General features: G+C 65.0%; 27 protein-coding genes. 18 read left to right on the top strand and 9 right to left on the bottom strand.

Going from position 1 to position 24,671, the window contains the following annotated elements; genetic code table 11:
* The 5 genes from ACS13N_RS09320 to ACS13N_RS09300 form a co-directional block, all read right to left on the bottom strand.
* Positions 1–897: a PhaM family polyhydroxyalkanoate granule multifunctional regulatory protein gene (locus ACS13N_RS09320; protein ID WP_438931404.1), complete on the bottom strand. Its 897-nt coding sequence runs from the start codon at positions 895–897 to the stop codon at positions 1–3.
* 51 nt (positions 898–948) lie between these two features.
* The gene (locus ACS13N_RS09315; RefSeq protein WP_438931403.1) at positions 949–1,767 is read right to left on the bottom strand and encodes an enoyl-CoA hydratase/isomerase family protein; all 819 of its coding nucleotides are present in this window, start codon (positions 1,765–1,767) and stop codon (positions 949–951) included.
* Between the two features lie 68 nt (positions 1,768–1,835).
* Complete coding sequence (locus tag ACS13N_RS09310) at positions 1,836–2,999, bottom strand: ABC transporter substrate-binding protein (RefSeq protein WP_438932818.1); 1,164 nt, start codon at positions 2,997–2,999, stop codon at positions 1,836–1,838.
* Positions 3,000–3,099: 100 nt separating this feature from the next.
* Positions 3,100–3,762, bottom strand: coding sequence for a hypothetical protein (locus tag ACS13N_RS09305; protein ID WP_438931402.1), 663 nt, complete (start codon positions 3,760–3,762; stop codon positions 3,100–3,102).
* Positions 3,763–3,821: 59 nt separating this feature from the next.
* Complete coding sequence (locus ACS13N_RS09300) at positions 3,822–4,826, bottom strand: LLM class flavin-dependent oxidoreductase (protein ID WP_438931401.1); 1,005 nt, start codon at positions 4,824–4,826, stop codon at positions 3,822–3,824.
* 106 nt (positions 4,827–4,932) lie between these two features.
* Between ACS13N_RS09300 and ACS13N_RS09295 the strand changes: the two genes are divergently transcribed.
* Positions 4,933–5,856 (top strand): IclR family transcriptional regulator, encoded by a 924-nt coding sequence (locus ACS13N_RS09295; RefSeq protein WP_438931400.1) that lies wholly within the window; start codon positions 4,933–4,935, stop codon positions 5,854–5,856.
* 3 nt (positions 5,857–5,859) lie between these two features.
* Here the strand turns inward: ACS13N_RS09295 and ACS13N_RS09290 are convergent, their stop codons facing one another.
* Positions 5,860–6,852, bottom strand: a complete 993-nt coding sequence (locus ACS13N_RS09290) for a fumarylacetoacetate hydrolase family protein (protein ID WP_438931399.1) — start codon at positions 6,850–6,852, stop codon at positions 5,860–5,862.
* Positions 6,853–6,936: 84 nt separating this feature from the next.
* Between ACS13N_RS09290 and ACS13N_RS09285 the strand changes: the two genes are divergently transcribed.
* The 4 genes from ACS13N_RS09285 to ACS13N_RS09270 all read left to right on the top strand — a co-directional run bounded on the left by ACS13N_RS09285 (position 6,937) and on the right by ACS13N_RS09270 (position 10,320).
* Positions 6,937–7,818 carry an IclR family transcriptional regulator gene (locus tag ACS13N_RS09285; RefSeq protein ID WP_438931398.1) on the top strand — a complete coding sequence of 294 codons (882 nt, stop codon included), beginning with the start codon at positions 6,937–6,939 and terminating at the stop codon, positions 7,816–7,818.
* Positions 7,784–8,893 carry a DUF3108 domain-containing protein gene (locus tag ACS13N_RS09280; RefSeq protein ID WP_438931397.1) on the top strand — a complete coding sequence of 370 codons (1,110 nt, stop codon included), beginning with the start codon at positions 7,784–7,786 and terminating at the stop codon, positions 8,891–8,893. Before ACS13N_RS09285 ends, ACS13N_RS09280 begins: the two co-directional genes overlap by 35 nt.
* On the top strand, positions 8,890–9,741 hold the full coding sequence (locus ACS13N_RS09275; RefSeq protein WP_438931396.1) for an alpha/beta fold hydrolase: 852 nt from the start codon (positions 8,890–8,892) through the stop codon (positions 9,739–9,741). Before ACS13N_RS09280 ends, ACS13N_RS09275 begins: the two co-directional genes overlap by 4 nt.
* A gap of 321 nt (positions 9,742–10,062) precedes the next feature.
* Positions 10,063–10,320: a BTH_I0359 family protein gene (locus ACS13N_RS09270; protein ID WP_021196257.1), complete on the top strand. Its 258-nt coding sequence runs from the start codon at positions 10,063–10,065 to the stop codon at positions 10,318–10,320.
* A gap of 115 nt (positions 10,321–10,435) precedes the next feature.
* Here ACS13N_RS09270 and ACS13N_RS09265 read toward each other — a convergent pair whose 3' ends face one another.
* A complete protein-coding gene (locus ACS13N_RS09265) occupies positions 10,436–10,828 on the bottom strand; it encodes a rhodanese-like domain-containing protein (RefSeq protein ID WP_438931395.1) in 393 nt (130 codons plus the stop codon).
* A gap of 150 nt (positions 10,829–10,978) precedes the next feature.
* Between ACS13N_RS09265 and ACS13N_RS09260 the strand changes: the two genes are divergently transcribed.
* From ACS13N_RS09260 to ACS13N_RS09230, 7 genes are all read left to right on the top strand, one after another.
* Positions 10,979–12,019 (top strand): homocysteine S-methyltransferase family protein, encoded by a 1,041-nt coding sequence (locus ACS13N_RS09260; RefSeq protein ID WP_438931394.1) that lies wholly within the window; start codon positions 10,979–10,981, stop codon positions 12,017–12,019.
* Between the two features lie 8 nt (positions 12,020–12,027).
* Entirely contained in the window at positions 12,028–12,381 is a 354-nt protein-coding gene (locus tag ACS13N_RS09255; RefSeq protein ID WP_438931393.1) for a bleomycin resistance protein, read from the top strand.
* Positions 12,382–12,399: 18 nt separating this feature from the next.
* Positions 12,400–15,117: a methionine synthase gene (gene metH, locus ACS13N_RS09250; protein ID WP_438931392.1), complete on the top strand. Its 2,718-nt coding sequence runs from the start codon at positions 12,400–12,402 to the stop codon at positions 15,115–15,117.
* Between the two features lie 241 nt (positions 15,118–15,358).
* Entirely contained in the window at positions 15,359–15,784 is a 426-nt protein-coding gene (locus ACS13N_RS09245; protein ID WP_438931391.1) for a hypothetical protein, read from the top strand.
* Positions 15,785–16,063: 279 nt separating this feature from the next.
* Entirely contained in the window at positions 16,064–16,696 is a 633-nt protein-coding gene (locus tag ACS13N_RS09240) for a response regulator (RefSeq protein WP_009277190.1), read from the top strand.
* Between the two features lie 112 nt (positions 16,697–16,808).
* Positions 16,809–17,249 (top strand): response regulator, encoded by a 441-nt coding sequence (locus ACS13N_RS09235; protein WP_039598924.1) that lies wholly within the window; start codon positions 16,809–16,811, stop codon positions 17,247–17,249.
* A gap of 78 nt (positions 17,250–17,327) precedes the next feature.
* Positions 17,328–17,468 carry an entericidin A/B family lipoprotein gene (locus ACS13N_RS09230; RefSeq protein ID WP_438931390.1) on the top strand — a complete coding sequence of 47 codons (141 nt, stop codon included), beginning with the start codon at positions 17,328–17,330 and terminating at the stop codon, positions 17,466–17,468.
* Positions 17,469–17,546: 78 nt separating this feature from the next.
* Here the strand turns inward: ACS13N_RS09230 and ACS13N_RS09225 are convergent, their stop codons facing one another.
* Positions 17,547–18,995 (bottom strand): CHASE3 domain-containing protein, encoded by a 1,449-nt coding sequence (locus ACS13N_RS09225; RefSeq protein ID WP_438931389.1) that lies wholly within the window; start codon positions 18,993–18,995, stop codon positions 17,547–17,549.
* A 217-nt stretch (positions 18,996–19,212) separates the two neighbouring features.
* Between ACS13N_RS09225 and ACS13N_RS09220 the strand changes: the two genes are divergently transcribed.
* The 3 genes from ACS13N_RS09220 to ACS13N_RS09210 all read left to right on the top strand — a co-directional run bounded on the left by ACS13N_RS09220 (position 19,213) and on the right by ACS13N_RS09210 (position 20,554).
* A complete protein-coding gene (locus ACS13N_RS09220; RefSeq protein WP_438931388.1) occupies positions 19,213–19,386 on the top strand; it encodes a DUF1328 family protein in 174 nt (57 codons plus the stop codon).
* 155 nt (positions 19,387–19,541) lie between these two features.
* A complete protein-coding gene (locus tag ACS13N_RS09215; protein WP_438931387.1) occupies positions 19,542–19,967 on the top strand; it encodes a DUF883 family protein in 426 nt (141 codons plus the stop codon).
* A gap of 32 nt (positions 19,968–19,999) precedes the next feature.
* A complete protein-coding gene (locus ACS13N_RS09210) occupies positions 20,000–20,554 on the top strand; it encodes a ferritin-like domain-containing protein (RefSeq protein ID WP_438931386.1) in 555 nt (184 codons plus the stop codon).
* A 140-nt stretch (positions 20,555–20,694) separates the two neighbouring features.
* On the opposite strand, the gene ACS13N_RS09205 is transcribed toward ACS13N_RS09210, so the two are convergent.
* The gene (locus tag ACS13N_RS09205; RefSeq protein WP_438931385.1) at positions 20,695–21,018 is read right to left on the bottom strand and encodes a DUF1840 domain-containing protein; all 324 of its coding nucleotides are present in this window, start codon (positions 21,016–21,018) and stop codon (positions 20,695–20,697) included.
* Positions 21,019–21,194: 176 nt separating this feature from the next.
* Between ACS13N_RS09205 and argS the strand changes: the two genes are divergently transcribed.
* The 3 genes from argS (at position 21,195) to ACS13N_RS09190 (ending at position 24,580) form a co-directional block, all read left to right on the top strand.
* Positions 21,195–22,985, top strand: a complete 1,791-nt coding sequence (gene argS, locus ACS13N_RS09200) for an arginine--tRNA ligase (protein ID WP_438931384.1) — start codon at positions 21,195–21,197, stop codon at positions 22,983–22,985.
* Positions 22,986–23,065: 80 nt separating this feature from the next.
* Positions 23,066–23,788 (top strand): SPOR domain-containing protein, encoded by a 723-nt coding sequence (locus tag ACS13N_RS09195; RefSeq protein ID WP_438931383.1) that lies wholly within the window; start codon positions 23,066–23,068, stop codon positions 23,786–23,788.
* 135 nt (positions 23,789–23,923) lie between these two features.
* A complete protein-coding gene (locus ACS13N_RS09190; protein ID WP_438931382.1) occupies positions 23,924–24,580 on the top strand; it encodes a thiol:disulfide interchange protein DsbA/DsbL in 657 nt (218 codons plus the stop codon).
* The last annotated feature ends 91 nt before the right edge of the window (positions 24,581–24,671 follow it).

Raw genomic sequence — 24,671 nt, 5'->3', positions numbered from 1 at the left:
TCAGGGCGTGTCGTTGGCCGGTTTGCGCGCCGAAGTCTTGGCCGGCGCTTTCTTGGCGGCGGTCTTGGCGGGCGCCTTCTTGGCAGCCGCTTTCTTGGTCGCAGGCCCGGCGGTCTTGCCTGCGGGCGCCTTGGCGGCCGGCTTCGATGTCGACTTGGCTGCCGTGCGCTTCGGCGCGGCCGGCGCGGTCTCCTCTTCGATGTCTTCCGGCGCCGAGTCGAGCCCCTCCGCACCCGGCGCGCCGCCAAATCCGGGGAAGCCAGCAGGGAAACCGGGCATCAGGCTCTGCGGCATGGGCATGGCTGCTGCTGCGGAGCTGGCGATCTGGTTGAACTGCTGCTGCAGCATGTTCCACCACGGTGACGGGTCCATTGCAGCTGCGGCAGCGCGTGCGGCGGACTGCGCCTGGGCTTGCGCCTCGGCAGCGGACTGCGCCTTTGCCTCGGCCTCGTCATCGTCGGTGTCTTCCGCGTCGATCTCGGCCTCATCTTCGCGCGGTTCGTCAGCTTCGGCAGCCTTTGCAGTGGAGGTATGCGGCCACGCCGGCTTGGGCTCAGCGGCGGCCTTGGCTTCGCTCCCCGACAATCCATCGAACGTGGCTTTCATCGCATCGGGCGACAGTGCCGAGCCGAACGTCTGCAGCGCGACCAGCGTGGCGCGCTGGACCTCCAACCCCTGGATGGCGGTGCGCAGCAGGCTGGCGTTCAGTTGTAGCCAGCTCTCCACGGCGCGCAGGTCGTGGATGCGCTTGTCGAGCTCCTCCAGGTCCATCGGCGGTGCAGCAAAATTGGCCATGCTGGGCAGCGCGCCACCGGCCATCCCTGCCAGGCCGCCGCCCCACAGCTTGCGCAAAAAATCAAAGCCGCCTTCAGCGAAGTTGGGCATCTGGGTGAACATGGTGTCTCCTACGAAATCGGTCGTGAATCGAGCACGCTCAGGTGCCATCAATCAGGTGCCATCAAACGTGGGCGGGCGCTTCTGGCGCAGGCTGGCGATGCCTTCGCGCACGTCGGGGCCGGCAAACCCCATGAATTCAAGCGCCAGTGAGGTATCAAAGCTTGGCCCTGCCAGACGCAGCCAGTTGTTCAATGCGTACTTGGTCCAGCGGATGGCCGTTTGCGAGCCCGCAGCCAAACGCTCGGCAATCTCGAATGCGCGGTTGATGAGGTCCTTCTCATCGACCGCCAGCGACACGAGGCCGATGCGCTCGGCTTCATCGCCGGTCACGGATTCGCACAGCAGCAGGTAGTACTTGGCGCGGGCCATACCGCACAGCAACGGCCAGACAATCGCCGCATGGTCGCCGGCCGCCACACCCAGGCGCGTATGGCCGTCGACGATGCGCGCATCCTTGGCGGCAATCGAGATGTCCGCCAGCAATCCGGCCACCAGCCCCGCGCCCACGGCCGGGCCGTGCATGGCGCTGACGACGGGCTTGTCGCAGTTGATGAGGTTGTAGACGAGGTCGCGCGCCTCGTGCCAGACGCGCGTGCGCACGTTAAAGTCGTCCGCCATCTGCTCGACCAGGTGCAGATCGCCGCCGGCCGAGAAGCCCTTGCCCTCGCCCCGGATGAGCGCCACGCGCACCGAGGGCTCGGCGGAGACATCGCGCCAGATCTCAGCCAGCTCGCGGTGCAGGCTGGCGTCCGCTGTGGAAAGCTTGCGATTGGCCGACTGGGCGGCACCCATCACGATCTCGAGGATGGGGCCGTGCTGGAAGAGTGTGAGCGCCTGATAACGGGCGAAGCGTGGGGCGAGCGAGGTCATGATGGGTCGGAATGTGAATCAAGCATAGCGGATGGAGCTGCGCCTGCAACGCCGGATGTGCGGCATGGTTACTTGGCCTCGTCAGCCAGACGCCACTCGCCACGGCGTATCTGCGCCATCACGCGGGCGCGTTGATCCAGGCCGACATGGTCCTGCGGGCTCATGTTGACGACGCCGGTGCTGGTCGGCAGGTCGCGTACATGTTCCAGCGCATGGCGCAGCGCTTCACGGAAAGCCGGCGTGCCCGGCTTGGCCCGCTGGAGCGCCACCGGCACGGCGCGCTGCAGCAGCAGGCCGATGTCGCCCGTGTAAGCGGCGAAGATCGACACGGTGCGTTTGCCGAACGCGGCCTCGTAGCGGCGGGTGAAGTCGAGCGCCTGCACTTTGGCCGGATTGCTGTCGGGCAACTGCGTGGCAACCATCACCGGGCCGGTGGGCACGTAGGCGCCCTCGCACTCCTTGCCGCACAGCTTCATGAACTCGTTGTTGGACACGCCGTGGTTGAAGTAGATCTTGCCGGTGTAACCGCGCTCGGCCAGCGCGCGCGCAGGCAGCGCGGCCGGCGTGCCTGAACCACCAATGACCACCGCATCCGGCTTGCTCGCCAGCAGGTGCAGCACCTGGGCCGTCACGCTGTTGTCGGTGGGCGAAAAACGTTCGGTATCGGTGATGCGGATGTGCTTGAGATCAGCAAAGCGCTGCACCTCGGTCAGGAAGGCCTCGCCCAGTGCGTTGGCGAACCCGATATAGGCAATGGTCTTCACACCGTGCGCGGCAGCATGCTCGGCAATGAGCGACGCCATGTGCGAATCCGAATGCGGCGTCTTGAAGATCCAGCGGCGGTGCGCGTCCATCGGCTCGATCAGCCGGGCGGACGACGCCAGCGAGATCACCGGCGTCTTGCCCTCGGCCGCCACGTCGATCATCGCCAGCGTATTGGGCGTAGTGGACGAGCCGACGATCAGGTCCACGTTGGACTCGGTCATCAGCTTGCGCGTGTTGGTGACGGCGCGCGTGGTGTCGGAGGCGTCGTCGAGCACGATCACCTCGACCTTCTCGCCTGCGATCTCGCGCGGCCACAGCTTGGTGGCGTTCTTTTCGGGAAACCCCAGCGATGCCTGCGGACCCGTGGAAGAAACCGTCACGCCGATGCGGATGTCCGCGAGCGCGGTGGATGAAAGCAATGCAAAACCAACCAGTACGCCTGCATGTCGCCAATTCGGTCGCTGCATCTGTCGCCGCATGGGTGTCTCCTCCCGTGGTTTTGGGAGAAAGCGTAGCGGTTTTGCGCCGGTTTGGCGATGCGGGCGCGCCCGGGCATCCGGCACGCGCTCAGGCGGCTGCGGTCTGCTCCGGCACACGCTCGGCCAGCTGGCGCAGCGCGTCGCCATAGGCGTCGGCATCCATTTCCATACTGGACTTGGCCAGGTAGTACGCCAGCCCAAGGCGCGACGACGTGCGCGTGAAGAGTTGGTAAAAATCGCCCAGGTCATGCAAGCGCGCAACCTTCTGCCACGGGATCACCGCCGTCTTGCCGGAAGGCCCCTGCACCGACAGCGCAGCCGGTGACAGCGCCCAGTGGTGGAGCCCCTCCAGGCGCGCGACACTGCGCTGCACCGATCGCCGCGTGATGTTCGCGACAAAGGGATCGGTGACCCGGTCGAGCCGCGCCCTGAGCCACTGGGCGATGCGCAGAATGAAGCGGACCACCGCTGCGCCGTAGCGCCACCAGAGCACGCCGTAGATGAGCGCGACCACGGCAAAGGGCAGCAGCGTTCCCGCAACGCTCCCACGAGACGGCATCGTCAGCACCACCAGCGCGGCCCCCGCAAGGGGAAAGACCAGCAGCATGAGCGCCAGAAACCGCTGAAAGAACGCATCAATGCGCGCCTGCATGGCCACCTTCCTGGCGGTGATCCGCGCGATGCGCTTGGCGGTGATGCGGTCAGCCAGCGCCTGGCATTGCTCGGCGCTGATCCGGAAACGTAATTCCATGGCGGTGCCCTCGGCTCGGTTCGGCCGTGATTCTAGGGCCGCGCACGCCGAATGAGAATCTAGGCAGCCAGTGCCGTCAGCCCCGCACGCGGCAGCGCTTCCTGCACCAGCGCGCGCATCGATTCGAGCACGACCGCCTGCGGCATCAGGCCGAAGTTATGCAGCGCCATGACGTGGTCAACGCCCATGTCGGACAGCCGCGCGAGCTTCTCGGCCACGGCATCCGGTGTGCCGAACAGAGACAGCCCGCTCGCCAGCACGTCGTCATACGTTTGCCGGCGCGCGTAGAGCCGCGTGGCGACATACAGGTCGAACGGCGCCGCAGCAGCCTCGCGCACCGCCGCTTCCGTCGGGCCGACATGCGTATGCAGTGCCACCGCCGCCATGCCGCGCGCATCATGGATGCCGGCTTCCGCCAGGCCGCGCCGGTAGTCCTCCATCAGCAGGCGGATGTCATCAAAGCCGTCCACCGAGGCGTACGGCACGAACAGCATGCGCCGCCCCTGCCGGCCAATGTGGTACGCCGCTTCGCGCCGCAGAATCGCCACGTGGATCGGCACCGTTGCCTGCACAGGCAACACGTTCAGGCGCACGTCGCGCAGCGTGTGGAACCGGCCTGCGTGGTGCACGCGCTCGCCGGCGAGCAGCCGCTCGACCAGCATCAACGCTTCGTCAAAACGCTCGCGCTTGATGGCCGGATCAACGTCGTAGCCCTCGAACTCGTGCTTCAGATACCCCGAGCCCACGCCCAGCGACAGCCGCCCGCCCGAGAGTGCGTCGACCATCGCGTAGTTCTCGGCCACGGTGGCCGGGTGATGGAACGTGAGGATGGAGATGGCCGTGCCCAACCGCAGCCGCTGCGTCTGCGCGGCCAGGTGCGACAGGAAGACTGCTGGATTGGGTACGGCACCGTATTCGTGAAAGTGGTGCTCGGCCACCCAGAAGGTGTCGTAGCCCAGCGCCTCGGCGTGACGCGCCTGGGCGATGACGTCTGCGTAGAGTTGCGGCAGACTGCGGTGCCGGTCCGGATAGTGGTCCTGCACGGAAAAGATCGACAGCTTCATGGCGTCTCCGGGGTTCTCGGTGTCTTTTCCAGCGCGCGGGACCGCCACGCCGGTTGTATCTTTTTGCGTAACGCGTATCTTATAAAGCGACACCCGAGACTTCAAGATGCTTCCTGCAGACACCCTGCCGATTGGCGATTCCCCCGACGAACTGCCTGCTGTCGAACCGCTGGACGAAAGCGCCGCCCCGGAGCGGACCAGCGCCGGCATCCAGTCCGCCGAAATCGCGCTGACGGTGCTCTCGGAGATGGCGCGCACGGGCGGCGCGCATGCCGTCTCCGAGCTGGGCCGGCAGCTCGGCATGCCGCGTGCCAAGGTGCATCGCTATCTGGTGTCATTGGAGCGCATGGGCTTTGTCGAGCAGGACCCGGCCTCGGCACGCTACCGGCTGGGCGCGCAGGCATTGCAGGTGGGGCTGTCGGCACTATCCGACGTGGATTTCGTGCGCGAAGGCAGCAACATGCTGCCCAAGCTGGCCGAGCGGTTGAATGAGAGCGTGTTCCTCTCGATCTGGACCGAGCGCGGCCCGGTGATCGTGCGCTGGGAAGACGGTGGCCGACCAGTGACCGTCAACGTGCGCGTCGGCTCGGCCATGCCGCTGCTGAACTCGGCGACGGGCCAGGCGTGCGCCGCATGGATGCCCGAGATTCAGATCGTTTCGCTCATCGACCGCGAGTTGCGTGGCCCCGGCGCCGGCAAGGCCGGCCTGACCGATTGGCTGAACTGCCGCGCACGTTGGCAAACGGTGCGGCACGAGGGTGTGGCACGCATTGCCGGCACGCTCGTCAACGGCATCGACTCGGTGGCCGTGCCGGTGCTGGATGCGCAAGGCAAGCTGGCGGGGGCCATTACGGCGCTGGGGTTGTCCAGCGTGTTCGATGCCAGCCTGGAAGGACCGGCCTCACGGCTGCTGCGCGAGGCCGGACGGGCGCTGTCGCTGCGCCTGGGCTACCACGGTCAGGCGATGACGGCCGGTACGGCGCAACCCAAGCGCGGGCGCCGTGCAAAGGCCGCACCTGAATCAGCGTAATGCTCAGTTCTGCGTGCCGGGCGCGACGACTTCCTGGTCGATCGCCCCGAAAATCGACACGCCATTGGCGTCGAACATCTCGATCTTCACCGTGTCGCCGTAGCGCATGAACTCGGTCGCGGGCGCGCCGGATTCGATGGTCTCCAGCATGCGTTTCTCGGCAATGCAGGCGTACCCCTTGCTGCGGTCCACGTTGGAAATCGTGCCCGAGCCGACGATGCTGCCCGCGCGCACGTTGCGCGTCTTGCAGATGTGCGCGATCAACTGGCCGAAGTCGAACACCATGTCGGTGCCGCACTCGGGCTGGCCGACCTTCTTGTTATTCCAGCGCACCGTCATCGGCAGATGCACCTTGCGCTCGCGCCAGGCATCGCCCAGCTCGTCGGGCGTGATAGCCACGGGCGAGAACGCTGTCGCCGGCTTGCTCTGGAAGAAGCCAAACCCCTTGGCGAGCTCCGCCGGGATCAGGTTGCGCAGCGACACATCGTTGGCAAGCACGATCAGGCGGATACCCTCGGCGGCAGCGGCGGCCTCGGTGCCCATCGGCACGTCGCCGGTGATGACGGCCACCTCGGCCTCGAAGTCGATGCCGAAGGCCTCGCTGCGGCAGACGATGGGGTCGTGCGCGCCGGCCAGGTCGTCGGAGCCGCCCTGGTACATCAGCGGGTCGGTCCAGAACTCGGGGGGCATCTCGGCGCCACGCGCCTTACGCACCAGCTCCACGTGGTTCACGTAGGCTGAGCCGTCCGCCCATTGGTACGCGCGCGGCAGCGGCGCCATGCACTGGGCCGCATTGAACGCAAACGGATGCCGGGCGCGGCCGGTGTTGAGCTGCTCGTACAGATCCTGCAGCTGTGGTGCATAAAAGACCCAGTCGTCCAGCACGCGTTGCAGCGTCCCGGCGATATGCGTAGCGTAGTGCGCGGTCTTCAGGTCGCGCGAGACCACGGCCAGTTGGCCGTCGCGCGAGCCATCCTTGAGGGTGGCGAGTTTCATGGGCGTCGTGTGCGGAGAAAAGCTGCGCGGATGCTACACCATGCATCGGCTAAACTGGGCCGAACCGACCTACCTCACCCGACCATGTCCACGCTGCCTACCGACGCTGATCTCGACCTGGAGACCGATGTTGACGGCGACATCGCGTCCGACGACTCCCCCGCGCGCTCTGGCATCCAATCCATCGAAGTCGGCTTCCGGCTGCTGGAGGTGCTCACGCACACCAACGGCCCGATGATGCTGCGCGATCTGGCACGCGCCGCCCCCATGAACCCCGCCAAGGCGCACCGCTATCTGGTGAGCTTTGCGCGCCTCGGGCTGGTCACGCAAACGCCCGACGGCCGCTACGACCTCGGCCCCTTTGCGCTGGAAATGGGGCTGGTGAGCCTGAACCGGCAAGACCCGATGCGCCGCGCCCGCCCTGCCGCTGCCGCGCTGCGCGATGAGATCGACCACACCATCGGCCTAGCCGTGTGGGGCAACCTGGGCCCGGCCATCGTCCACTGGGAGGAAGCCAGCCACCCTGTGACGGTCAGCTTGCGTCTGGGCGACGTGATGCCAATGCTCAACTCGGCCACGGGCCGCGTGTTCGGCGCCTACCTGCCGCGCGCGCAGACGCAACCCTTCATCCTGCGCGAGCTCGAACGTGCTGCCGCAAAGCATGACAACAGCGCCGACGACAACCCCGAACTGCCGCGCACGCTCACGGCTTACGACGCCCTGTGCGCCGACGTGCGCGCGCATGGCGCCTCGCGCATCCACGGCGGCGTGCTGCCGGGCATCAATGCGATGTCGCTGCCGGTGTTCGATGCCAACGGCCAGTTGTGCCTCGTACTGATCGCTCTGGGCGCGCAAAGTACCTTCGACACCACGTGGAGCAGCCCGCTGGAGCGGCGCTTGCGGCAGGCTGCACAACAGCTCTCCGCCGACCTTGGATACGTTGCACCCCTTGCCTCGCAATCCTGAAGACCGGACGGCCGCGCGAGTACGCCGCTGGCGCCGCTGGGGGCTGATCGCACTGGCGGTGCTGGCTGCGCACGGCATTGCCGTTGTGTGGATCGCACGCAGCCACCAGATGGCGTGGCCGCCCGAACCGGAACAGATCATCCCGACCCTGCTGCTGCAGCCAGAACCCGTCAAGCCACCTCCGCCGGCCCCCAGGGCGCAGCCGAAACCTGCGCCGCCAGAACCACGCCCGGCACCACCCCGGCCCGCGCCTGTGCAGGCAGCCGTGCCAGAGCCAGAGGACGCCGACATCGCAATGGGTGCCGCTGCCGGCGCCTCTGCCGACACCGGCATGGTCCGCGACCTGAGCGGCGAAAGCGGTGAAGGCAACGCGCCGCCAGCGCCCGAAGCGCGCTTCTCGCCACCACCCTCGGCCACGCTGCACTACGCCACCTACGTCAACGGTGTGCGTAATGAAGACGGGGTCATCCGCTGGACCACGGACGGCAAAACTTACACGCTGTCGGTCGAAATTCCGCTGCCGCTGTTCTTCGGGTCACTTGCCTTCCGCAGCAACGGCGCGATCGACACGTATGGCCTGACTCCAGCACGCTATGAGGAAGTGCGTGGGCGCCGACAACCCGACGTGGCAACCTTCCACTACGCCGAAGCGTCACCCGCGTCCGGCGTACCGGGCGCGCCCACCATCACATTCACGCGTACACCCAATGCGCTGCCGCTGCCGGCGGGCACGCAAGATCGCTTCAGCGTGTTCCTGCAACTGACGGGACTGGCGCGTGGCAACCCCGAGCGCTTCACCAGCCCGGGCCTGACGCTGGAAATCCCCATCGCCGATACCGACAGCGTGGAGGTCGCGCGCGTGCAGCATGTTGGCGAAGACACCATCGACACGCCCGAGGGCACGATCCGTGCACAGCACTTCGTACGGCTGCCGCGCCGCGAAGGCGACCAGCGGCGCGTCGAGATCTGGCTGTCCGCCGAACGCGGCTGGCTGCCGGTGCGCCTGCGCCAGACCGAGCCCAACGGCATGCAGTTCGAGCTCGTCTATCAATCCGAGGAAGGAGGCCAATCATGAGCGCCAATGCAGTCTCCAGCTCCCAAGCCCACTCCGGTAGCGTGCACGCCAACGGCATCGACATCCACTACCGCATCGACGGCGCTGATGGCCCTTGGGTCATGCTCGCGCACGCGCTGGGTGTCGACCACCAACTGTGGGACGGCATCGCCCAGCACCTCGCCGCGCGCCACCGCGTGCTGCGCTACGATGCGCGCGGCCACGGCAAGACCACTGCTCCGCACGGTGCCTACACACTGTTCCAGATGGCCGATGATGCGGCCGGCCTGCTCGATGCGCTGTCGATTCCGCAGGTGCATTTCATCGGGCTGTCGATGGGCGGCATGGTCGCGCAGATCATGGGCGTGCGGTATCCGCAGCGGCTGCTCTCGCTCACGCTGTGTGACACCGTGTGTGTCACCCCCGTGACGGCGCATGCGATGTGGGACGAGCGCATCGGCCAGGTCGAAGCGCACGGCATGGGCGGCATCATCGAGCCCACCTTGCAGCGCTGGCTGACCGCGCCTTACCGCGAAGCCCACCCCGATGTGGCCGAGCGTATCCGTACACTGCTGCGCACCACGCCACCGCACGGCTACGTTGGCGCATGCCTCGCCATCAAGGCGCTCGACACGCGCGGCGGGCTCGCACGCATCGCCTGTCCCACGCTTGTCATGACGGGCGAGGAAGACGCCGGTGCGCCGGTGGAAGTGGCACGCGAGATCGCCTCGCTCATCCCCAACGCGCGCTTGAAAGTGATGCCGCACGCAGCCCATCTCGCCCCCATCGAACAGGACGAGGCCTTCCTCACCGTTCTGGATGAATTCCTCGGGCACGCGGGATGCGGCAGCCAATGTGACACGCCCTGACGTGTCCTTGCCCAGCCGGTAGTTGCAGGCGCCACGCACACCGCCCGCCGTCTACCCGCCGAATGGTGGACAGCCGCTTGCGACTTTCGATGCAGACACGGAAAGGTCTTGTTACGCGATAACAACGCGCGTCACACATTCCGCCTCGCGTTCGCGAACTTTATGACCAATGATTAAGCCCAAGGAGTAGATGGGGCGAAACGCAATCTGGAACGCGGGAAATGATCGGCCCTTGAAGTCAGGATCGCGAGCCCCATCTACCCGGTGCAGCAGTAGAGCAGTCCCACAACAGCAAGACGATTGACGCCTCGGAGGTGCACCATGCAAATGATCTACAACAGCGACAACTACTGCGTTGTCGAATTCGGTGTAGACGGCCAACACGCCATGCTTGCCGCAGGCGGCTACGAGATCGTCGACAAGAACCTCAAACGTGAAATCTTCCTCGGGGGCGAGCTTGCCGAGCATTTCCGTGAGGATGTGAAACGCCTGATCGCCAGTGAACCGACGGCAGAAGAAGTCGACGACTTCCTCGGCAAGTTCGACTCGGTGATGACGCAGCCCGTCACGATGCACTGAAGTCGATCGGTGCGGGCAGCATGCCCGCCTGGTGAACCCAGAAAAAACGCCCGGAGCTTGGCGCTACCGGGCGTTTTTTCGTGCGTGAATCAACTATCGCGTCGATAGCTTCCGTCTAGCATTGCTCCCAAGGCAAGCCTGCGTGCCGCCAGCCATTCAGCGTGTTGCGATGGCGCGTGCCATCGAGGTCGCCCTCGAACCCGTGGCGCACGACATAGACGTCGCGAAAACCCGCATCTTCCAGCGCCTGTGCCGCCGCCGCCGAGCGGTTGCCGCTGCGGCAGATCAGCACGATGGGGCGCTCGACGCCGTAGCCCGAGAGCTTGCGCACCGTCGGCACGAACTCCGGGTTCACCTCCCAGTGCGGGCCGTCGTTCCAAGAAACGTGGTGTGTGCCGGCCGGATGGCCCACAAACAGGTGTTCCATTTCGCTACGGCAGTCGACAAAAAGCGCGGCAGGCGTGCGTTGCAGGAAGGCGTGGGCGTCGGTGGGATCGAGCAGTTGCATGGTGGCGATCAGGGTGAGGCGAATGGCGTAATGTGGATTATAGGAGCGCGATTGCCCACAACGGCGGCAAGTCATTGATGCGACTGGTAAAATTCGCCTTTGGCCGTCGATTTTGTTGTTCTGTCTAGTTTCGGCCTGATCGGAGTCCCCATGACCGCGCCCCTGCCCTACACCCGTGCCGCCAACCTGCCTGCGCTGCTGCGCGAGCGCATCCTGATCCTGGACGGCGCGATGGGCACCATGATCCAGCGCTACAAGCTGAACGAGGCGCAATACCGCGGCGAGCGCTTTGCCGACCACCCGATCGACGTGAAGGGCAACAACGAGTTGCTGCTGCTCACCCGCCCTGAGGTCATCCGCGAGATCCACGAGCAATACCTGGCCGCCGGTGCGGACCTGATCGAAACCAACACCTTTGGCGCGACGACCATTGCGCAGGAAGACTACAAGATGGCGGACCTGGCCTACGAGATGAATGTCGTAGCGGCCCGCATCGCGCGCGAGGCCTGCGACAAGTACAGCACGCCCGATAAGCCCCGCTTCGTGGCCGGTGCTTTCGGCCCGACGCCCAAGACGGCAAGCATTTCGCCCGACGTGAACGACCCGGGCGCGCGCAATGTCAGCTTCGACCAACTGCGCGATGCGTACTACGAACAGGGCAAGGCGCTGCTCGAAGGCGGCGCCGACGTGTTCCTGGTCGAAACCATCTTCGACACGCTCAACGCCAAGGCCGCGCTGTTCGCCATCGACCAGCTCTTTGAAGACACCGGCAAGCGCGTACCCGTGATGATCTCCGGCACGGTGACCGATGCGTCTGGCCGCATCCTCTCGGGCCAGACGGTGGAAGCGTTCTGGAACAGCCTACGCCACGCCAAGCCGATCACCTTCGGCCTGAACTGCGCGCTAGGCGCCGCGCTGATGCGCCCGTACATTGCCGAGCTGGCGAAGATTTGCGACGTTGCCGTGTCGTGCTACCCGAACGCCGGCCTGCCCAACCCGATGAGCGACACGGGCTTTGATGAAACGCCCGACGTCACCTCCAGCCTGGTCGACGAATTTGCCGCGGCCGGCCTGGTGAACCTGGTGGGCGGCTGCTGCGGCACCACGCCCGAGCACATCAAGGCGATTGCCGACCGTGTTGCGAATCGCAAGCCGCGTGGCTGGCCGGGCCAGTACAAAGACGCCGCCTGAGGCCAGCCATGACCGCGCGCATCGACAGCACCATCCCCGTGCTGGCCTCGCTGGACTTGCAGGAATCCGCCCGCTTCTATACGGAGCAGCTTGGCTTCATGCAGGGACTGATCGCAGACGACTACCTGATCGTCAGCCGCGATGGCGCCGAGATCCATTTCTGGCTGTGCGACGACCGCCGCATCGCCGAGAACACGTCCTGCTACCTGCGCGTGCCGAACACGCAGGTGCTGTTTGAAGAATTCACCGCGCGCGGGCTGGAGCTCGCGCCGCCGGCCGTGCGTCCGTGGGGCATGAAAGAGCTCTACGTGATCGACCCGCACGGCAACCTGTTGAAGCTGGGCGAACACGCCCCCGCCTGACCGAACTCCCGCACCATCATGACCGACCATCCCATGCGCCTCTCTGGCCTCGAACCGTTCAACATCGGTGAGAGCACGCTGTTCGTCAACGTCGGCGAGCGCACTAACGTCACCGGGTCCAAGGCGTTCGCGCGCATGATCCTGAACAGCCAGTTCGACGAGGCGCTGGCCGTGGCGCGCCAGCAGGTCGAAAACGGCGCGCAGGTCATCGACATCAACATGGACGAGGCGATGCTCGATTCGAAGGCGGCGATGGTTCGCTTCCTGAATCTGATCGCCTCGGAACCCGACATCGCACGCGTGCCGATCATGATCGATTCGTCCAAGTGGGACGTGATCGAAGCAGGCCTGAAATGCGTGCAAGGCAAGGCGATCGTCAACTCGATCTCGCTCAAGGAAGGCGAAGAACAGTTCGCGCACCACGCCAAGCTGATCAAGCGCTACGGCGCAGCCGCCGTGGTGATGGCCTTCGATGAGCAAGGCCAGGCCGACACGTTCCAGCGCAAGACCGAGATCTGCAAACGCAGCTATGACTTCCTGGTGAACCAGGTCGGCTTTGCGCCGGAAGACATCATCTTCGACCCGAACATCTTTGCGGTCGCAACCGGCATCGAAGAGCACAACAACTACGCGGTCGACTTCATCGAAGCCACGCGCTGGATCAAGCAGAACCTGCCGTACGCGAAGGTAAGCGGCGGCGTGTCGAACGTGTCGTTCTCGTTCCGCGGCAACGAGATGGTGCGCGAGGCGATCCACACCGTGTTCCTGTACTACGCGATTCAAGCGGGCATGGACATGGGCATCGTCAACGCCGGCCAGCTCGGCGTGTACGAGAACCTCGACCCCGAGCTGCGTGACCGCGTGGAAGACGTGGTGCTCAACCGCCGCCCGGATGCGACCGACCGCCTGCTGGAAATCGCCGACAACTACAAGGGCGGTGGCACCAAGCGCGAAGAGAACCTCGCCTGGCGCCAGGAGCCGGTGGAAAAGCGCCTGGCTCACGCCCTCGTGCACGGCATCAACGACTACGTGGTCGAAGATACGGAGGAAGTCCGCCAGAAGATTTTTGCTGCCGGCGGCCGCCCGATCCAGGTGATCGAAGGCCCGCTGATGGACGGCATGAACATCGTGGGCGACCTCTTTGGCGCCGGGAAGATGTTCCTGCCGCAGGTGGTGAAGTCCGCCCGCGTGATGAAGCAGGCCGTGGCCCACCTGATTCCGTTCATCGAAGAAGAGAAGCGCCAGATTGCGGCTGCCGGCGGCGACGTGCGCTCGCGCGGCAAGATCGTCATCGCCACGGTCAAGGGCGACGTGCACGACATCGGCAAGAACATCGTCACCGTCGTGCTCCAGTGCAACAACTTCGAAGTCGTGAACATGGGCGTGATGGTCCCATGCAACGACATCCTGGCGAAGGCGAAGGTGGAAGGCGCGGACATCATCGGCCTGTCGGGCCTGATCACGCCATCGCTCGAAGAGATGGCCTACGTGGCCTCGGAAATGCAGCGCGATGACTACTTCCGCGTGAAGAAGATCCCGTTGCTGATCGGTGGCGCAACCACGAGCCGCGTGCACACCGCCGTAAAGATCGCCCCGAATTACGAAGGCCCGGTGGTCTACGTACCGGACGCTTCGCGCTCCGTGTCGGTTGCATCGAGCCTGCTCTCGGACGAAGGTGCTGCGCGCTACGTCGAAGAGCTGCACGCCGACTACGACCGCATCCGCACCCAGCACGCCAACAAGAAGGCGCAGCCGATGGTGTCGCTGGCCGCCGCGCGCGCCAACAAGACGAAGCTCGACTGGAGCAACTACACGCCGCCCAAGCCGAAGTTCATCGGCCGCCGCGTGTTCAAGAACTACGACTTGAACGAGCTTGCGCAGTACATCGACTGGGGCCCGTTCTTCCAAACGTGGGACCTGGCCGGCAAATTCCCGGACATCCTCAACGACGAGATCGTGGGCGAATCGGCCCGCAAGGTGTTCTCGGACGGCAAGAGCATGCTCGCGCGCCTGATCGCCGGGCGCTGGCTCACGGCCAACGGCGTGATCGCGCTGTTGCCGGCCAACACCGTCAACGACGACGATATCGAGATCTATACGGACGAGTCGCGCTCGGAAGTCGCACTCACCTGGCGCAACATCCGCCAGCAAAGCGAGCGCCCGATCATCGACGGCGTGATGCGCCCGAACCGCTGCTTGGCGGATTTCATCGCGCCCAAGAGCACTGGCATTGCCGACTACATCGGCCTGTTTGCCGTCACCGGCGGCATCGGGGTCCAAAAGCGTGAAGCCGCCTTTGAAGCCGACAACGACGACTACAGCGCGATCATGCTCAAGGCCCTGGCCGACCGCTTTGCCGAAGCCTTTGCCGAATGCCTGCACGCCCGCGTGCGCCGCGACCTGTGGGGCTACGCGTCGGACGAAACGCTCGACAACGACGCGCTCATCCGCGAGGAATACAAGGGCATCCGACCCGCGCCCGGCTACCCGGCCTGCCCGGAACATACCGTGAAGCGCGACATGTTCCGCGTGCTCGACGCGCAGGAGATCGGTATGGATCTGACCGAAGCGCTGGCGATGACGCCGGCTGCGTCCGTGTCGGGCTTCTACCTCTCACATCCGGACAGCACGTACTTCACGCTGGGCAAGATCGGCCAGGATCAGGTGGACGATATGGCCGCCCGCAGCGGTGAAACCCGCGCCTTCGTGGAGCGCGCCCTCGCCCCGAATCTATGATTCTGTGACAAGACGTATAAGACATAGTGTGTTCCACACTGTGTCTTACGTCCACAAACCCTTACCAGCATTGGCTTTGGCGGCATTTCAAGAGGGGTGATGCTTTCATTACAAAGGCTTACACCCCCTAACAGTCGTAACCGGAAGAGCTCCCTAGACTGAACCCATTCACTCAACACACACAGAGTGATGCCGCGACGAATCCCTCGCGTGGCCGTTCAGAACGAAAGGAGCCTCCTCCATGAACAAGCTGCTGATCTCCCTGTCCGCCATCGCCATCGCTGCTGCTTCGGCTTACGCCAACGCACAAACCCCGTCGGCCGGCGCCTCGCTGCAAACCAACGGCACGGCCGCCGTCGCACCGGCACAAGCCACCGGGGGCGCCAACGCGGGTGTGGGCCTGAAGGCCGATACCGGCGCCAAGCTGGACACCGAGTCCGCCAAGAGCCAACTGAGCACCAAGGCCGAGCACGGCGCCAAGGCTGTGCACGAGCACAAGGCCAAGGCTGAAGCCGGCGTGGACAAGACCGCAGACAAGGTCGGCGAGTCCGTAGGCAAGGCTGAAAAATCGGCCCACAAGACGGTGAAGGCTGCCAAGGCAGACGCCGCCGGCAGCACCAGCGTTGATGCCAGCGTGAACGCCGGCGCCGCCGCGCAAAGCAAGTAAGCCAAACTGACATCGCGCCGGGCCCGACCCGGTACGCGACACCGAAGGCCATCACGGGGCGGAAACTGACCGCCCCGTTTTCTTTTGGGCGCGCACCTGCATGTTGCGACCTCCGCACACTCGCAGGCGCCCATGGAATCCCGGAGAAATCGCCGAAGTCCGGCAATACAAGCGACTCCGGTTTCACGCTACAGTCCGATACAATGTCTGTCGTATCGAACCAACAAGCGCAGCGCGCACACCGGCATCCTGCTGGCCGTGCCGTCCACAAGGAGCAGCATGATTCGCGTCCTGATTGCGGACGACCATGAAATCGTCCGTGCCGGTCTTCGACAGTTCCTGTCAGAAGAGCGGGACATCGAAGTCGCGGGGGAAGCGGCAAGTGGCGAAGAGGTGATGGAGCAACTCCGCACCGGCGCCTTTGACGTGGTCGTGCTCGACATCTCCATGCCCGACCGCAACGGCATCGATACGCTCAAGCTGGCACGCCAGCGCCACCCGGATCTGCCCGTGCTGATCCTGTCCACCTTTCCGGAAGACCAGTACGCGATCAACCTGATCCGCGCCGGCGCCTCGGGCTACCTGACCAAGGAAAGCGCGCCGGATGAACTGGTGAAAGCCATCCGCACCGTGTCGCAGGGCCGCCGCTATGTGAGTCCGACGGTGGCGGAGTTGCTGATCGGCGGCCTGGAAAAACCGACCGACCAGCCCCTGCACCAGACGCTGTCCAAGCGCGAATTCCAGATCTTCTGCAAGCTCGCGCGCGGGCAATCGGTGTCGATCATCGCTGAAGAACTGTTTTTGAGCGTCAAGACGGTCAGTACCTACCGCACCCGCATCCTGGAAAAGATGGGCATGAAGTCCAATGCCGATCTGACCTATTACGCCATCAAGAACGGCCTGGTGGAGTGATGCTTCCCAGGGCAAAAACCCTGGGCGGAACGCACCGATCGACCGGAAACCCTGTTGGCATGTAGGACAACGCCTGATACCACCCAGGCGGCCCGCTGGCTACCATCAACGCATGCTGGATCAAGCTGTCACCCTCTCCACCCGTGGCTTGCGTGTCCTCCTCATCGAGGACTCCCCCGTGCTTCGTGGCATGGTGCTGGAGTACCTCAAGGCGTCCGCTTTTGTGGCGGTTGTCGAATGGGCCGACACGGAAGATTTGGCACTGCGCCAACTGGCGCAAGGCCACTACGATGTCGTGATCGTCGATCTGCAATTGCGCCAGGGGAACGGTTTCAAAGTCCTCCAAACGTTGCGCGATCAAGCATCGCCCAGCGTGCGCATCGTCTACACCAACCACGCGCAGGTGCCGACCTACCGGCAGCGCTGCTTTGAAGCCGGCGCCAACTACTTCTTCGACAAGTCGCTCGAACTCGACAAGGTGTTCGAGGTGATCGAAGAACGCGCAGGCCTGGCACGCCCCCGCCAGCAGACCGTGCACCATCCGCACGCCTGAGACCTGCCTGCCAGCGGCCGTCATGCTGCGGAACCCAACATCGCCCACATTGCTTTCGACCCCCACAAGGAGCGTTTCATGAAGACCCTGTGTGCCGCAATTGCGTTGACGTGCATCTTCCTGGCCGGCTGCAACACCATGGCTGGTGCCGGCAAGGACCTCCAGAACGGCGGCCAGAAACTGGAAAACGCGGCCGACGACGCCAAGCAAAAGATGTGAGCGCGACGCTGTAAGGCGCGCATATAAAAAGCCCCTTAACTTGGTTAAGGGGCTTTTGCTTTTCCGCCCATCTGCTGTTCAGACCAGCGCGCCACCTTCGCCGGAACCCGGCGCCACACCACCGGGCAGTGTGTGCGGACCCGCAGGCCCACTGCCGCTGACACCCTCGCGATAGAACACCGCGTCAGTCGCCGGCAACTCAGCGATGATGGTCACCCCGCCGCCAGGCATCGAATCGATGGTCAACGTGCCGCCCAGTGCAATGGCGCGCTGCTCCATGCCCAGCAGGCCGTGATGGCCGACCATGCGGCGGCGCTCGATATCGGCCGGGAACCCGCGGCCGTTATCGCGCACGCGCAAGCGCACGCCCTCTTCGCTCGCATCCAGCGCCACGGACACCGTCGTTGCATGCGCGTACTTCGAAGCGTTGGTGAGCGACTCCTGCACGATGCGATACAGGGCGATCGCCGCATCGTCGGTGAGCTTGGGCATCTCATCAGGCAGGCTGACCTCGGTGTGCCAGCCGTTGCGCACGCCAACATCCTCGGTCAGTTGCGAGAGCGCTTCGACCAACCCCAGGTTGAGCAGGATGGTCGGGCGCAGGTCTTCGATCAGGCGGCGTTTGATCTGGATGCCCTGGTCCACATGCGACATCACGCGCGTAATCTTTTCGCCCACAGCCGGCTCAGTGGACGTGAGGCGTGAGCGCAGCCAGTGCAAGTCCATCTTGGTGGCGGTGAGAATCGCGCCCAGTTCGTCATGCAGCTCGCGCGCAAGACGCGTCTTCTCGTCTTCAGTCACGCGCTGCAAGTGGGCGGCCAGGTCGGACAGCTGACGCGTGCGTTCGCGCACCATGCGGTCGAGCTTCTGGCTTTCTTCTTCAAGCAGATCGCGCTCCTGCTCGGTGGCGGCAAGGCGCTTGGCGTGCTGCATGCCCAGCACCACCAGCAGAATGATGTTGACCGCGGTAATGAGCGCGATGCCGTAACGCGAGAGCGCCAGATCGCGCTCGGCGTGCTCGAGGCTGCGGGCCACGGTGCCGATCTCGCGCTGGCGCAGGCGGTCCAGGCCCTGACGCACGGCCTCCATCGAGGCCTTGCCGAAGTCCGTGCGGACGAGGTCGAGCGCCACCTCCAAGTCACGCTTGCCGTAGATGAGCGTGAGCTCCATCTCAGTGAGCTTGCGGCTGACCTGCAGCGCGGTCTCCGAGAACTGCTTGAGTGCTTCCGGATCGTTGGCGTAGTGGTCGCGGATCTCCGCAATCAACGCGTGGATGTGCGGGATCGCCTTGTTGTACGGGTCGAGGTATTCATCCTTGCCCGTGAGCAGGAAGCCGCGCTGCCCGGCCTCGGCGTTGACGAGCTCGGCAAGCAGTTCGTTGATGGCGGTTTCTGCCTGCTGCGACTGAATCACCTGCCGATACCCCTGGCTCAGGCGGATATTGCCCGTCTCCGAGGCAATCAGCACGCCCAGCGTCAGCAGAATGCCGCCGGCGAGCAGCAGGGTGGAGCGCAAGGATGACCGCATGGCATGCAGACCCATTTGAAACGCATGAAACGCATCCGGCCGCCCGACGCGGCACACGTTGCGTGTGTTTTTTTATGTCAATACCCATGATACCCCGTGGTCGAGCCGGACGACACCTAGGACGCACCCGCCCTGGCACGGCGTGTGCGTGGGAATACGCCACCAGGTGCATCCCCTGTGAAGACCTGCATCCCATCCCCTATCCGGAGGCAACAACATGCTGAAGTGGGCACTCATCTTCGCCATCATTTCCGTGGTGGCCGGCGTACTGGGTTTTACCGGCATTGCCGCAGGCGCGGCGAGCATCGCCAAGATCCTGTTCTTCATCTTCGTCGTGCTGTTCGTGCTGTTCCTGGTGCTTGGCGTCACGATCTTCAAGGCGGTCGATTAGCGCCGACAGCACAGACGGGAAAAGCGCGGCCCGTGTCTTGCTAGTTCACCTGGCAGACGGCCCGCTTTTTCAGGATTTTCAGGAGCCGAAATCGCAACTGACCCACTGCGCCGCCGGTGTGTGCTTCCCGGGGTGCCACAACGAGGAGTTTCGCCATGTCTCTGTTTGCCAGCCAACGCGTTCGCAATCGCATCGATGACGTCAGCGACCGCGCGCACCGTGCCATGCGCAGCGCCGGTGACGCCGTAGACAACGCCCGCCACGCCACACGCCCCGCCGTGGACGACGTGCAAAGCCTGCTGCGCTCCCTCGAAAGCGCCATCTACACCCTGACCGATGAGGGCAGCGCGGAAGCCCGCCGGGCCAGTCGCACGTTGCATGCGCGCGCCGACCAGTTGCGCCGCGCCGCCAATGACCGTGCTCATCAGGCCCGTGACCGCATGGATTGGGCGCTGGGCCGCACGGAAGACACCATCACTTCAGCACCGTTCAAGTCAGTGGGCGTGGCGGTGGCCATTGGCGCGGCGATCGGGCTGGTCTTCGCCTTGGCCAGCAGCAGCCGCCGCGAGCCCAGCGAATAAGCCCGCAGTACCTAACCGGCAGGAGCACTCACATGAGCTCGCCCCTCGTCGCCGCCCCGGAAAGCAGCTTTCTCTCTGACATCAAGACCTTGCGCGAACGCGCCCGCAAGCACATCCAGAAAGGTGCGGTGACGGGGAACTACAAAGCGGATCGAGAGACCGTGCTGCGGCTGCTGAACGAGGCGCGGGCCACCGAGCTGATCCGCGTGCTGCGCTACCGGCGCCACCACTTCATGGCCCAGGGCATCAACGCCGAGCCGATCGCCGCCGAGTTTCCGGTGCACGCCAATGAAGAACAGCAGCATGCCAACAGCATCGCTACGCGCATCGTGCAGCTGGGCGGCGGGCCCAACTTCAGCCCCGAGGCCCTATCCACACGCAGCCATTCAGAATACGTGGAAGCCGACCGCCTGGTCGACATGATCAAGGAGAACCTGCTGGCCGAGCGCATCGCGATCGACAGCTACCTGGAGATGGTGCGCTACATCGGCGACCGTGACCCCACCACGCGGCGCGTGCCGGAAGCCATTCCGGCCGTGGAAGAAGAGCACGCGGACGAGCTGCCCAACATGCTGCACGACCAGTAACAGTAAGACGAAAGACGGGAGAAGACACAGCAAACAGGCGCGCTCGCCCCCCTTCCCCCGCTACCGGCCCTAGTGGCCGGATGCCCGGACCAACCCGTTTTGGCGGCCGGGCATTTTTTTGAGCGGAATATCTAGCGAACTCAGACGCCCCACATCACGGGGGTCTGCTCGCCCAGCGACTCTTCCAGCATGTGCAGCAGCGGGTAAGCGCGTTGGCCCAGGTGCGGCGGCTCCTCCTCGCCGTTTTCGTCCAGCTCGGGCGTTGCCAGCTCGGCGACCTTGATATGCGCCTGGTGAGTGTCGTCCTTGATGGCCAGCCTCAGACGGTCGATGGCGTGGGGCATCTCTTCGGGCGTAATGACGCCGCGCTCGCCCAGCGTCTTGCCGATCACGCCCAGCAGCACCATGGCGAGATCCTTCTGCATGGAGAACTTTTGCGAAGCGTGCGAAGTAAAGGTGATCATGATTTCGTGGTTTCCCTGAGTTGGGTGGGGGCCGCAGATTGCCACGGAGCGGACCGGATACCTCTAGGACCGTGGCGCACCTGATAAAATTTCGTACTTTTCCCCGAACAACGCAACTGGCGGCGCCGGAACTGGATTTCAACCTGTTTCAGCACTGTCGGCGTCATGGTTTCTTTATGCTGCCCTCCCACAAACAGACGATCGCCCAATTGCTGTCCGACGCCGTCGGCTCCCTGCTGCCCGAGGGCGCCAACCGACCGGAGATCGTCCTGGAGCGCCCCAAGCAGGCCGCGCACGGCGACATCGCCTGTAACGTGGCGCTGCAACTGGCCAAGCCGCTGGGCAAGAACCCGCGCGAACTCGCCGGCAGCATTGCCGACGCCATCCGCGCCGATGCCCGCGGCCAGCGCCTGGTTTCCGCCGTGGAGATCGCCGGCCCCGGCTTCATCAACCTGCGCCTGTCGCCGGCTGCGCGTGCCGACGTGATCGCCGCCGTGTTTGCCGAAGGCGACCGCTTTGGTGCCGCGAATACCCATGACGGCGCCCCGGTGCTGGTGGAATTCGTCTCGGCTAACCCGACCGGCCCGCTGCACGTCGGCCACGGCCGCCAGGCCGCGCTGGGCGACGCACTGGCCAGCCTGCTCGACTGGCAGGGCCACAAAGTCCACCGCGAGTTCTACTACAACGACGCCGGCGTGCAGATCCAGAACCTGGCGGTCTCCGTGCAAGCCCGCGCACGCGGCTTCAAACCCGGCGACGCCAACTGGCCCGAAGCCGCCTACAACGGCGACTACATTGCCGACATCGCCGCCGATTACCTGGCCGGCAAGACGGTACGTGCCTCCGACGGCGAGCCCGTGACGGGCGCTGGCGACGTGGAAGACCTCGAAGCCATCCGCCGCTTTGCCGTCACGTACCTGCGCAACGAACAGGACATCGACCTGCAGGCCTTCGGCGTGAAGTTCGACCGCTACTACCTGGAATCGTCCCTCTACACCGAGGGCAAGGTGCAGCAGACGGTCGACGCCCTCATCGCCGCTGGCAAGACCTACGAGCAGGAAGGCGCGCTGTGGCTGCGCACGACCGACGACGGCGACGACAAGGACCGCGTCATGCGCAAGTCCGACGGCGCCTACACCTACTTCGTGCCGGACGTCGCGTACCACACCACCAAGTGGGGCCGCGGCTTCACGCAGGTCATCAACGTGCAGGGCAGCGACCACCACGGCACCATCGCCCGCGTGCGCGCCGGCCTGCAGGGCCTGAACATCGGCATCCCCAAGGGCTACCCCGACTACGTCCTGCACAAGATGGTCACGGTGATGAAGGACGGCGCCGAGGTGAAGATCTCCAAGCGCGCGGGCTCCTACGTGACCGTGCGCGACCTGATCGAATGGTCCAACGGCGATGCCGAGAGCGAATCCGGCGTCGACACCATCCGCGCCTGCGTGGAAGCCGGCGAGCCGAACTGGCCGTCGCACTTCACGCGCGGCCGCGACGCCGTGCGCTTCTTCCTGCTGTCGCGCAAGGCCGATACCGAGTTTGTCTTCGACGTGGATCTGGCGCTGAAGCAGAGCGACGAGAACCCGGTGTACTACGTGCAGTACGCCCACGCACGCATCTGCTCGGTGTTCGAGCGTGCGGGCGTCGATGCGGCCTCGCTGACTGGCGCCGACCTGGCTGCGGTCACCGGCCCGGACGTCAGCCCGCAAGCGACCGCGCTTGTGCAGCGCCTGGCGGCCTTCCCCGACATGCTGGCCGATGCCGCGCGCGAACTGGCGCCGCACGCCGTGGCGTTCTACCTGCGCGACCTGGCCGGCGACTTCCACGCGTTCTACAACGCCGATCGCGTGCTGGTCGACGACGAAGCCGTCAAGCGTGCCCGCCTGGCACTCCTGGCCGCCACGCGTCAGGTGCTGCGCAACGGGTTGGCGGTCATCGGTGTCTCCGCACCTCAAAAGATGTAAAGCCCGCGGTGATGCCTCAGTGGCGACCGCAGTGACGACATACGGCGCTCTTATAATCGGGCGCTTCTAGAAGGATGGACATGGCACGCAATACGCAATCTTCCCGTGCTCGCTCGCAACGGGGCGGCACGTTTCTGGGTCTGGTGCTTGGCCTGATCGTCGGTCTGGCGATCGCCGTGGTGGTGGCGGTGTACATCACCAAGGCGCCGGTGCCGTTCGTGTCGCGCAACGGCGCACAGCCCAAGCCGAGCGAACCGGGCACCGTGGTCAACCCGCTGCCGACACCCGCACCGGCGGCGCCGCAGGCCAGCACGCCGGCAGCCGCCGATCCGAACGCCCCGCTGTGGAGCCGCGTGCCGGCCAAGCCGGTCGACCAGGTGCCCGAGCCGAACGCCCCGGCACCGGGCACCACCACCCGCCCGACCGAACCCAACGCGGCCACGCAGCCGGCCAGCACGCCTACCGCCCGCCCGCCCAAGCCAGCCGCGCCGCCAGCAGCGGCCGCCAACGAGAAGCCGGTCGCCGACCCGATTGCCGAGATTGCGCGCCAGGATGCAGCCAAGACGGGCTACTTCCTGCAAGTAGGCGCTTACAAATCGTCTGACGATGCCGAGCGCCAGAAGGGCAACCTCGCCATGCAGGGCTTCGAGGCCAAGGTGACGCAGCGTGAAGTGAACGGCGCTACGATGTTCCGCGTGCGCATGGGCCCGTACAACTCGCTGGATGAGATGACCGCCGTGCGCAGCCGCCTGCAGGCGTCGGGCGTGGAGTCGTCGGTCATCCGCTTCGCCCGCCAGCAGTGACATGAAAACACGCGGCCCGCTTGAACCCGGCGGGCCGTGATCTGTCAGAAACCTGAGATTCAGTTACGCTGGCACCCGCCTTGGGCTGCACAGATTCGGTTTCCCTGGCTTTCCCGCCTATTTCGTCCATTCGCCATGAAAAAACTTGCTGCTTTCCTGATTGCCCTCGCTACCGGTGCCGGCTTCCTGATGACCGCACCGGCCCAGGCCGCGCCTACCGCCGGCAAGGAGTACAAAGTGCTGCAAACGCCGCAGCCCGTGCTCGCAGGCAAGATCGAAGTGACGGAGTTCTTCTGGTACGGCTGCCCGCACTGCTACGACTTTGAAAACACCTGGACGGCCTGGGTGGCCAAGCAAGGCAAGGACGTGGTGATCAAGCGCGTGCCGGTAGCTTTCAATGCCAAGCTGGAACCGCATACCCGCATCTACTACACGCTGGAAGCGCTGGGCAAGCTGGACGCCAAGGACGCCAGCGGCCGCACGCTGCATGACCGCGTGTTTGACCAACTGCACAAGAACTACCGCTCGATGTCGGAGCTGGACGACATTGCCAAGTTCATGGCGGCCAACGGCGTCGACGAAAAGCAGTTCCGCGACACCTACAACTCGTTCAGCGTGAACGCCAATACCAAACGCGCCGCACAACTGGCCGATCAGTACAAGATCGAAGGTGTGCCGACTATCGTGGTGCAGGGCAAGTACACCACGTCGCCGGCCGATGCTGGCAGCAACGTGGGCGCCGCACAGACGCTCGACTACCTCGTCCAGCAGGTGCGCGACCGCAAACTGTGATGGATGACCACGCCTGGGGCTCGGCCCCTGGCGTGACACCACCACCGACGCCCGCCTCCGTGCGGGCGTTTTTTGTGCCGCCTTTCCCTGC

The sequence above is a fragment of the Ralstonia sp. 24A2 genome (genome assembly GCF_051783885.1).
In the GTDB taxonomy this organism is placed as follows: Bacteria; Pseudomonadota; Gammaproteobacteria; order Burkholderiales; family Burkholderiaceae; genus Ralstonia.
Note: the sequence above shows the minus strand (reverse complement) of the source record. Positions and strands in the feature narration are given on the sequence as shown.

What these genes read in the sequence shown, in the direction of transcription:
- ACS13N_RS09320 (WP_438931404.1), bottom strand. Translation starts at nt 897, where the DNA reads ATGTTCACCCAGATGCCCAACTTCGCTGAAGGCGGCTTTGATTTTTTG.
- ACS13N_RS09315 (WP_438931403.1), bottom strand. Translation starts at nt 1,767, where the DNA reads ATGACCTCGCTCGCCCCACGCTTCGCCCGTTATCAGGCGCTCACACTC.
- ACS13N_RS09310 (WP_438932818.1), bottom strand. Translation starts at nt 2,999, where the DNA reads ATGCAGCGACCGAATTGGCGACATGCAGGCGTACTGGTTGGTTTTGCA.
- ACS13N_RS09305 (WP_438931402.1), bottom strand. Translation starts at nt 3,762, where the DNA reads ATGGAATTACGTTTCCGGATCAGCGCCGAGCAATGCCAGGCGCTGGCT.
- ACS13N_RS09300 (WP_438931401.1), bottom strand. Translation starts at nt 4,826, where the DNA reads ATGAAGCTGTCGATCTTTTCCGTGCAGGACCACTATCCGGACCGGCAC.
- ACS13N_RS09295 (WP_438931400.1), top strand. Translation starts at nt 4,933, where the DNA reads ATGCTTCCTGCAGACACCCTGCCGATTGGCGATTCCCCCGACGAACTG.
- ACS13N_RS09290 (WP_438931399.1), bottom strand. Translation starts at nt 6,852, where the DNA reads ATGAAACTCGCCACCCTCAAGGATGGCTCGCGCGACGGCCAACTGGCC.
- ACS13N_RS09285 (WP_438931398.1), top strand. Translation starts at nt 6,937, where the DNA reads ATGTCCACGCTGCCTACCGACGCTGATCTCGACCTGGAGACCGATGTT.
- ACS13N_RS09275 (WP_438931396.1), top strand. Translation starts at nt 8,890, where the DNA reads ATGAGCGCCAATGCAGTCTCCAGCTCCCAAGCCCACTCCGGTAGCGTG.
- ACS13N_RS09270 (WP_021196257.1), top strand. Translation starts at nt 10,063, where the DNA reads ATGCAAATGATCTACAACAGCGACAACTACTGCGTTGTCGAATTCGGT.
- ACS13N_RS09265 (WP_438931395.1), bottom strand. Translation starts at nt 10,828, where the DNA reads ATGCAACTGCTCGATCCCACCGACGCCCACGCCTTCCTGCAACGCACG.
- ACS13N_RS09260 (WP_438931394.1), top strand. Translation starts at nt 10,979, where the DNA reads ATGACCGCGCCCCTGCCCTACACCCGTGCCGCCAACCTGCCTGCGCTG.
- ACS13N_RS09255 (WP_438931393.1), top strand. Translation starts at nt 12,028, where the DNA reads ATGACCGCGCGCATCGACAGCACCATCCCCGTGCTGGCCTCGCTGGAC.
- metH (WP_438931392.1), top strand. Translation starts at nt 12,400, where the DNA reads ATGACCGACCATCCCATGCGCCTCTCTGGCCTCGAACCGTTCAACATC.
- ACS13N_RS09245 (WP_438931391.1), top strand. Translation starts at nt 15,359, where the DNA reads ATGAACAAGCTGCTGATCTCCCTGTCCGCCATCGCCATCGCTGCTGCT.
- ACS13N_RS09240 (WP_009277190.1), top strand. Translation starts at nt 16,064, where the DNA reads ATGATTCGCGTCCTGATTGCGGACGACCATGAAATCGTCCGTGCCGGT.
- ACS13N_RS09235 (WP_039598924.1), top strand. Translation starts at nt 16,809, where the DNA reads ATGCTGGATCAAGCTGTCACCCTCTCCACCCGTGGCTTGCGTGTCCTC.
- ACS13N_RS09230 (WP_438931390.1), top strand. Translation starts at nt 17,328, where the DNA reads ATGAAGACCCTGTGTGCCGCAATTGCGTTGACGTGCATCTTCCTGGCC.
- ACS13N_RS09225 (WP_438931389.1), bottom strand. Translation starts at nt 18,995, where the DNA reads ATGCGGTCATCCTTGCGCTCCACCCTGCTGCTCGCCGGCGGCATTCTG.
- ACS13N_RS09220 (WP_438931388.1), top strand. Translation starts at nt 19,213, where the DNA reads ATGCTGAAGTGGGCACTCATCTTCGCCATCATTTCCGTGGTGGCCGGC.
- ACS13N_RS09215 (WP_438931387.1), top strand. Translation starts at nt 19,542, where the DNA reads ATGTCTCTGTTTGCCAGCCAACGCGTTCGCAATCGCATCGATGACGTC.
- ACS13N_RS09210 (WP_438931386.1), top strand. Translation starts at nt 20,000, where the DNA reads ATGAGCTCGCCCCTCGTCGCCGCCCCGGAAAGCAGCTTTCTCTCTGAC.
- ACS13N_RS09205 (WP_438931385.1), bottom strand. Translation starts at nt 21,018, where the DNA reads ATGATCACCTTTACTTCGCACGCTTCGCAAAAGTTCTCCATGCAGAAG.
- argS (WP_438931384.1), top strand. Translation starts at nt 21,195, where the DNA reads ATGCTGCCCTCCCACAAACAGACGATCGCCCAATTGCTGTCCGACGCC.
- ACS13N_RS09195 (WP_438931383.1), top strand. Translation starts at nt 23,066, where the DNA reads ATGGCACGCAATACGCAATCTTCCCGTGCTCGCTCGCAACGGGGCGGC.
- ACS13N_RS09190 (WP_438931382.1), top strand. Translation starts at nt 23,924, where the DNA reads ATGAAAAAACTTGCTGCTTTCCTGATTGCCCTCGCTACCGGTGCCGGC.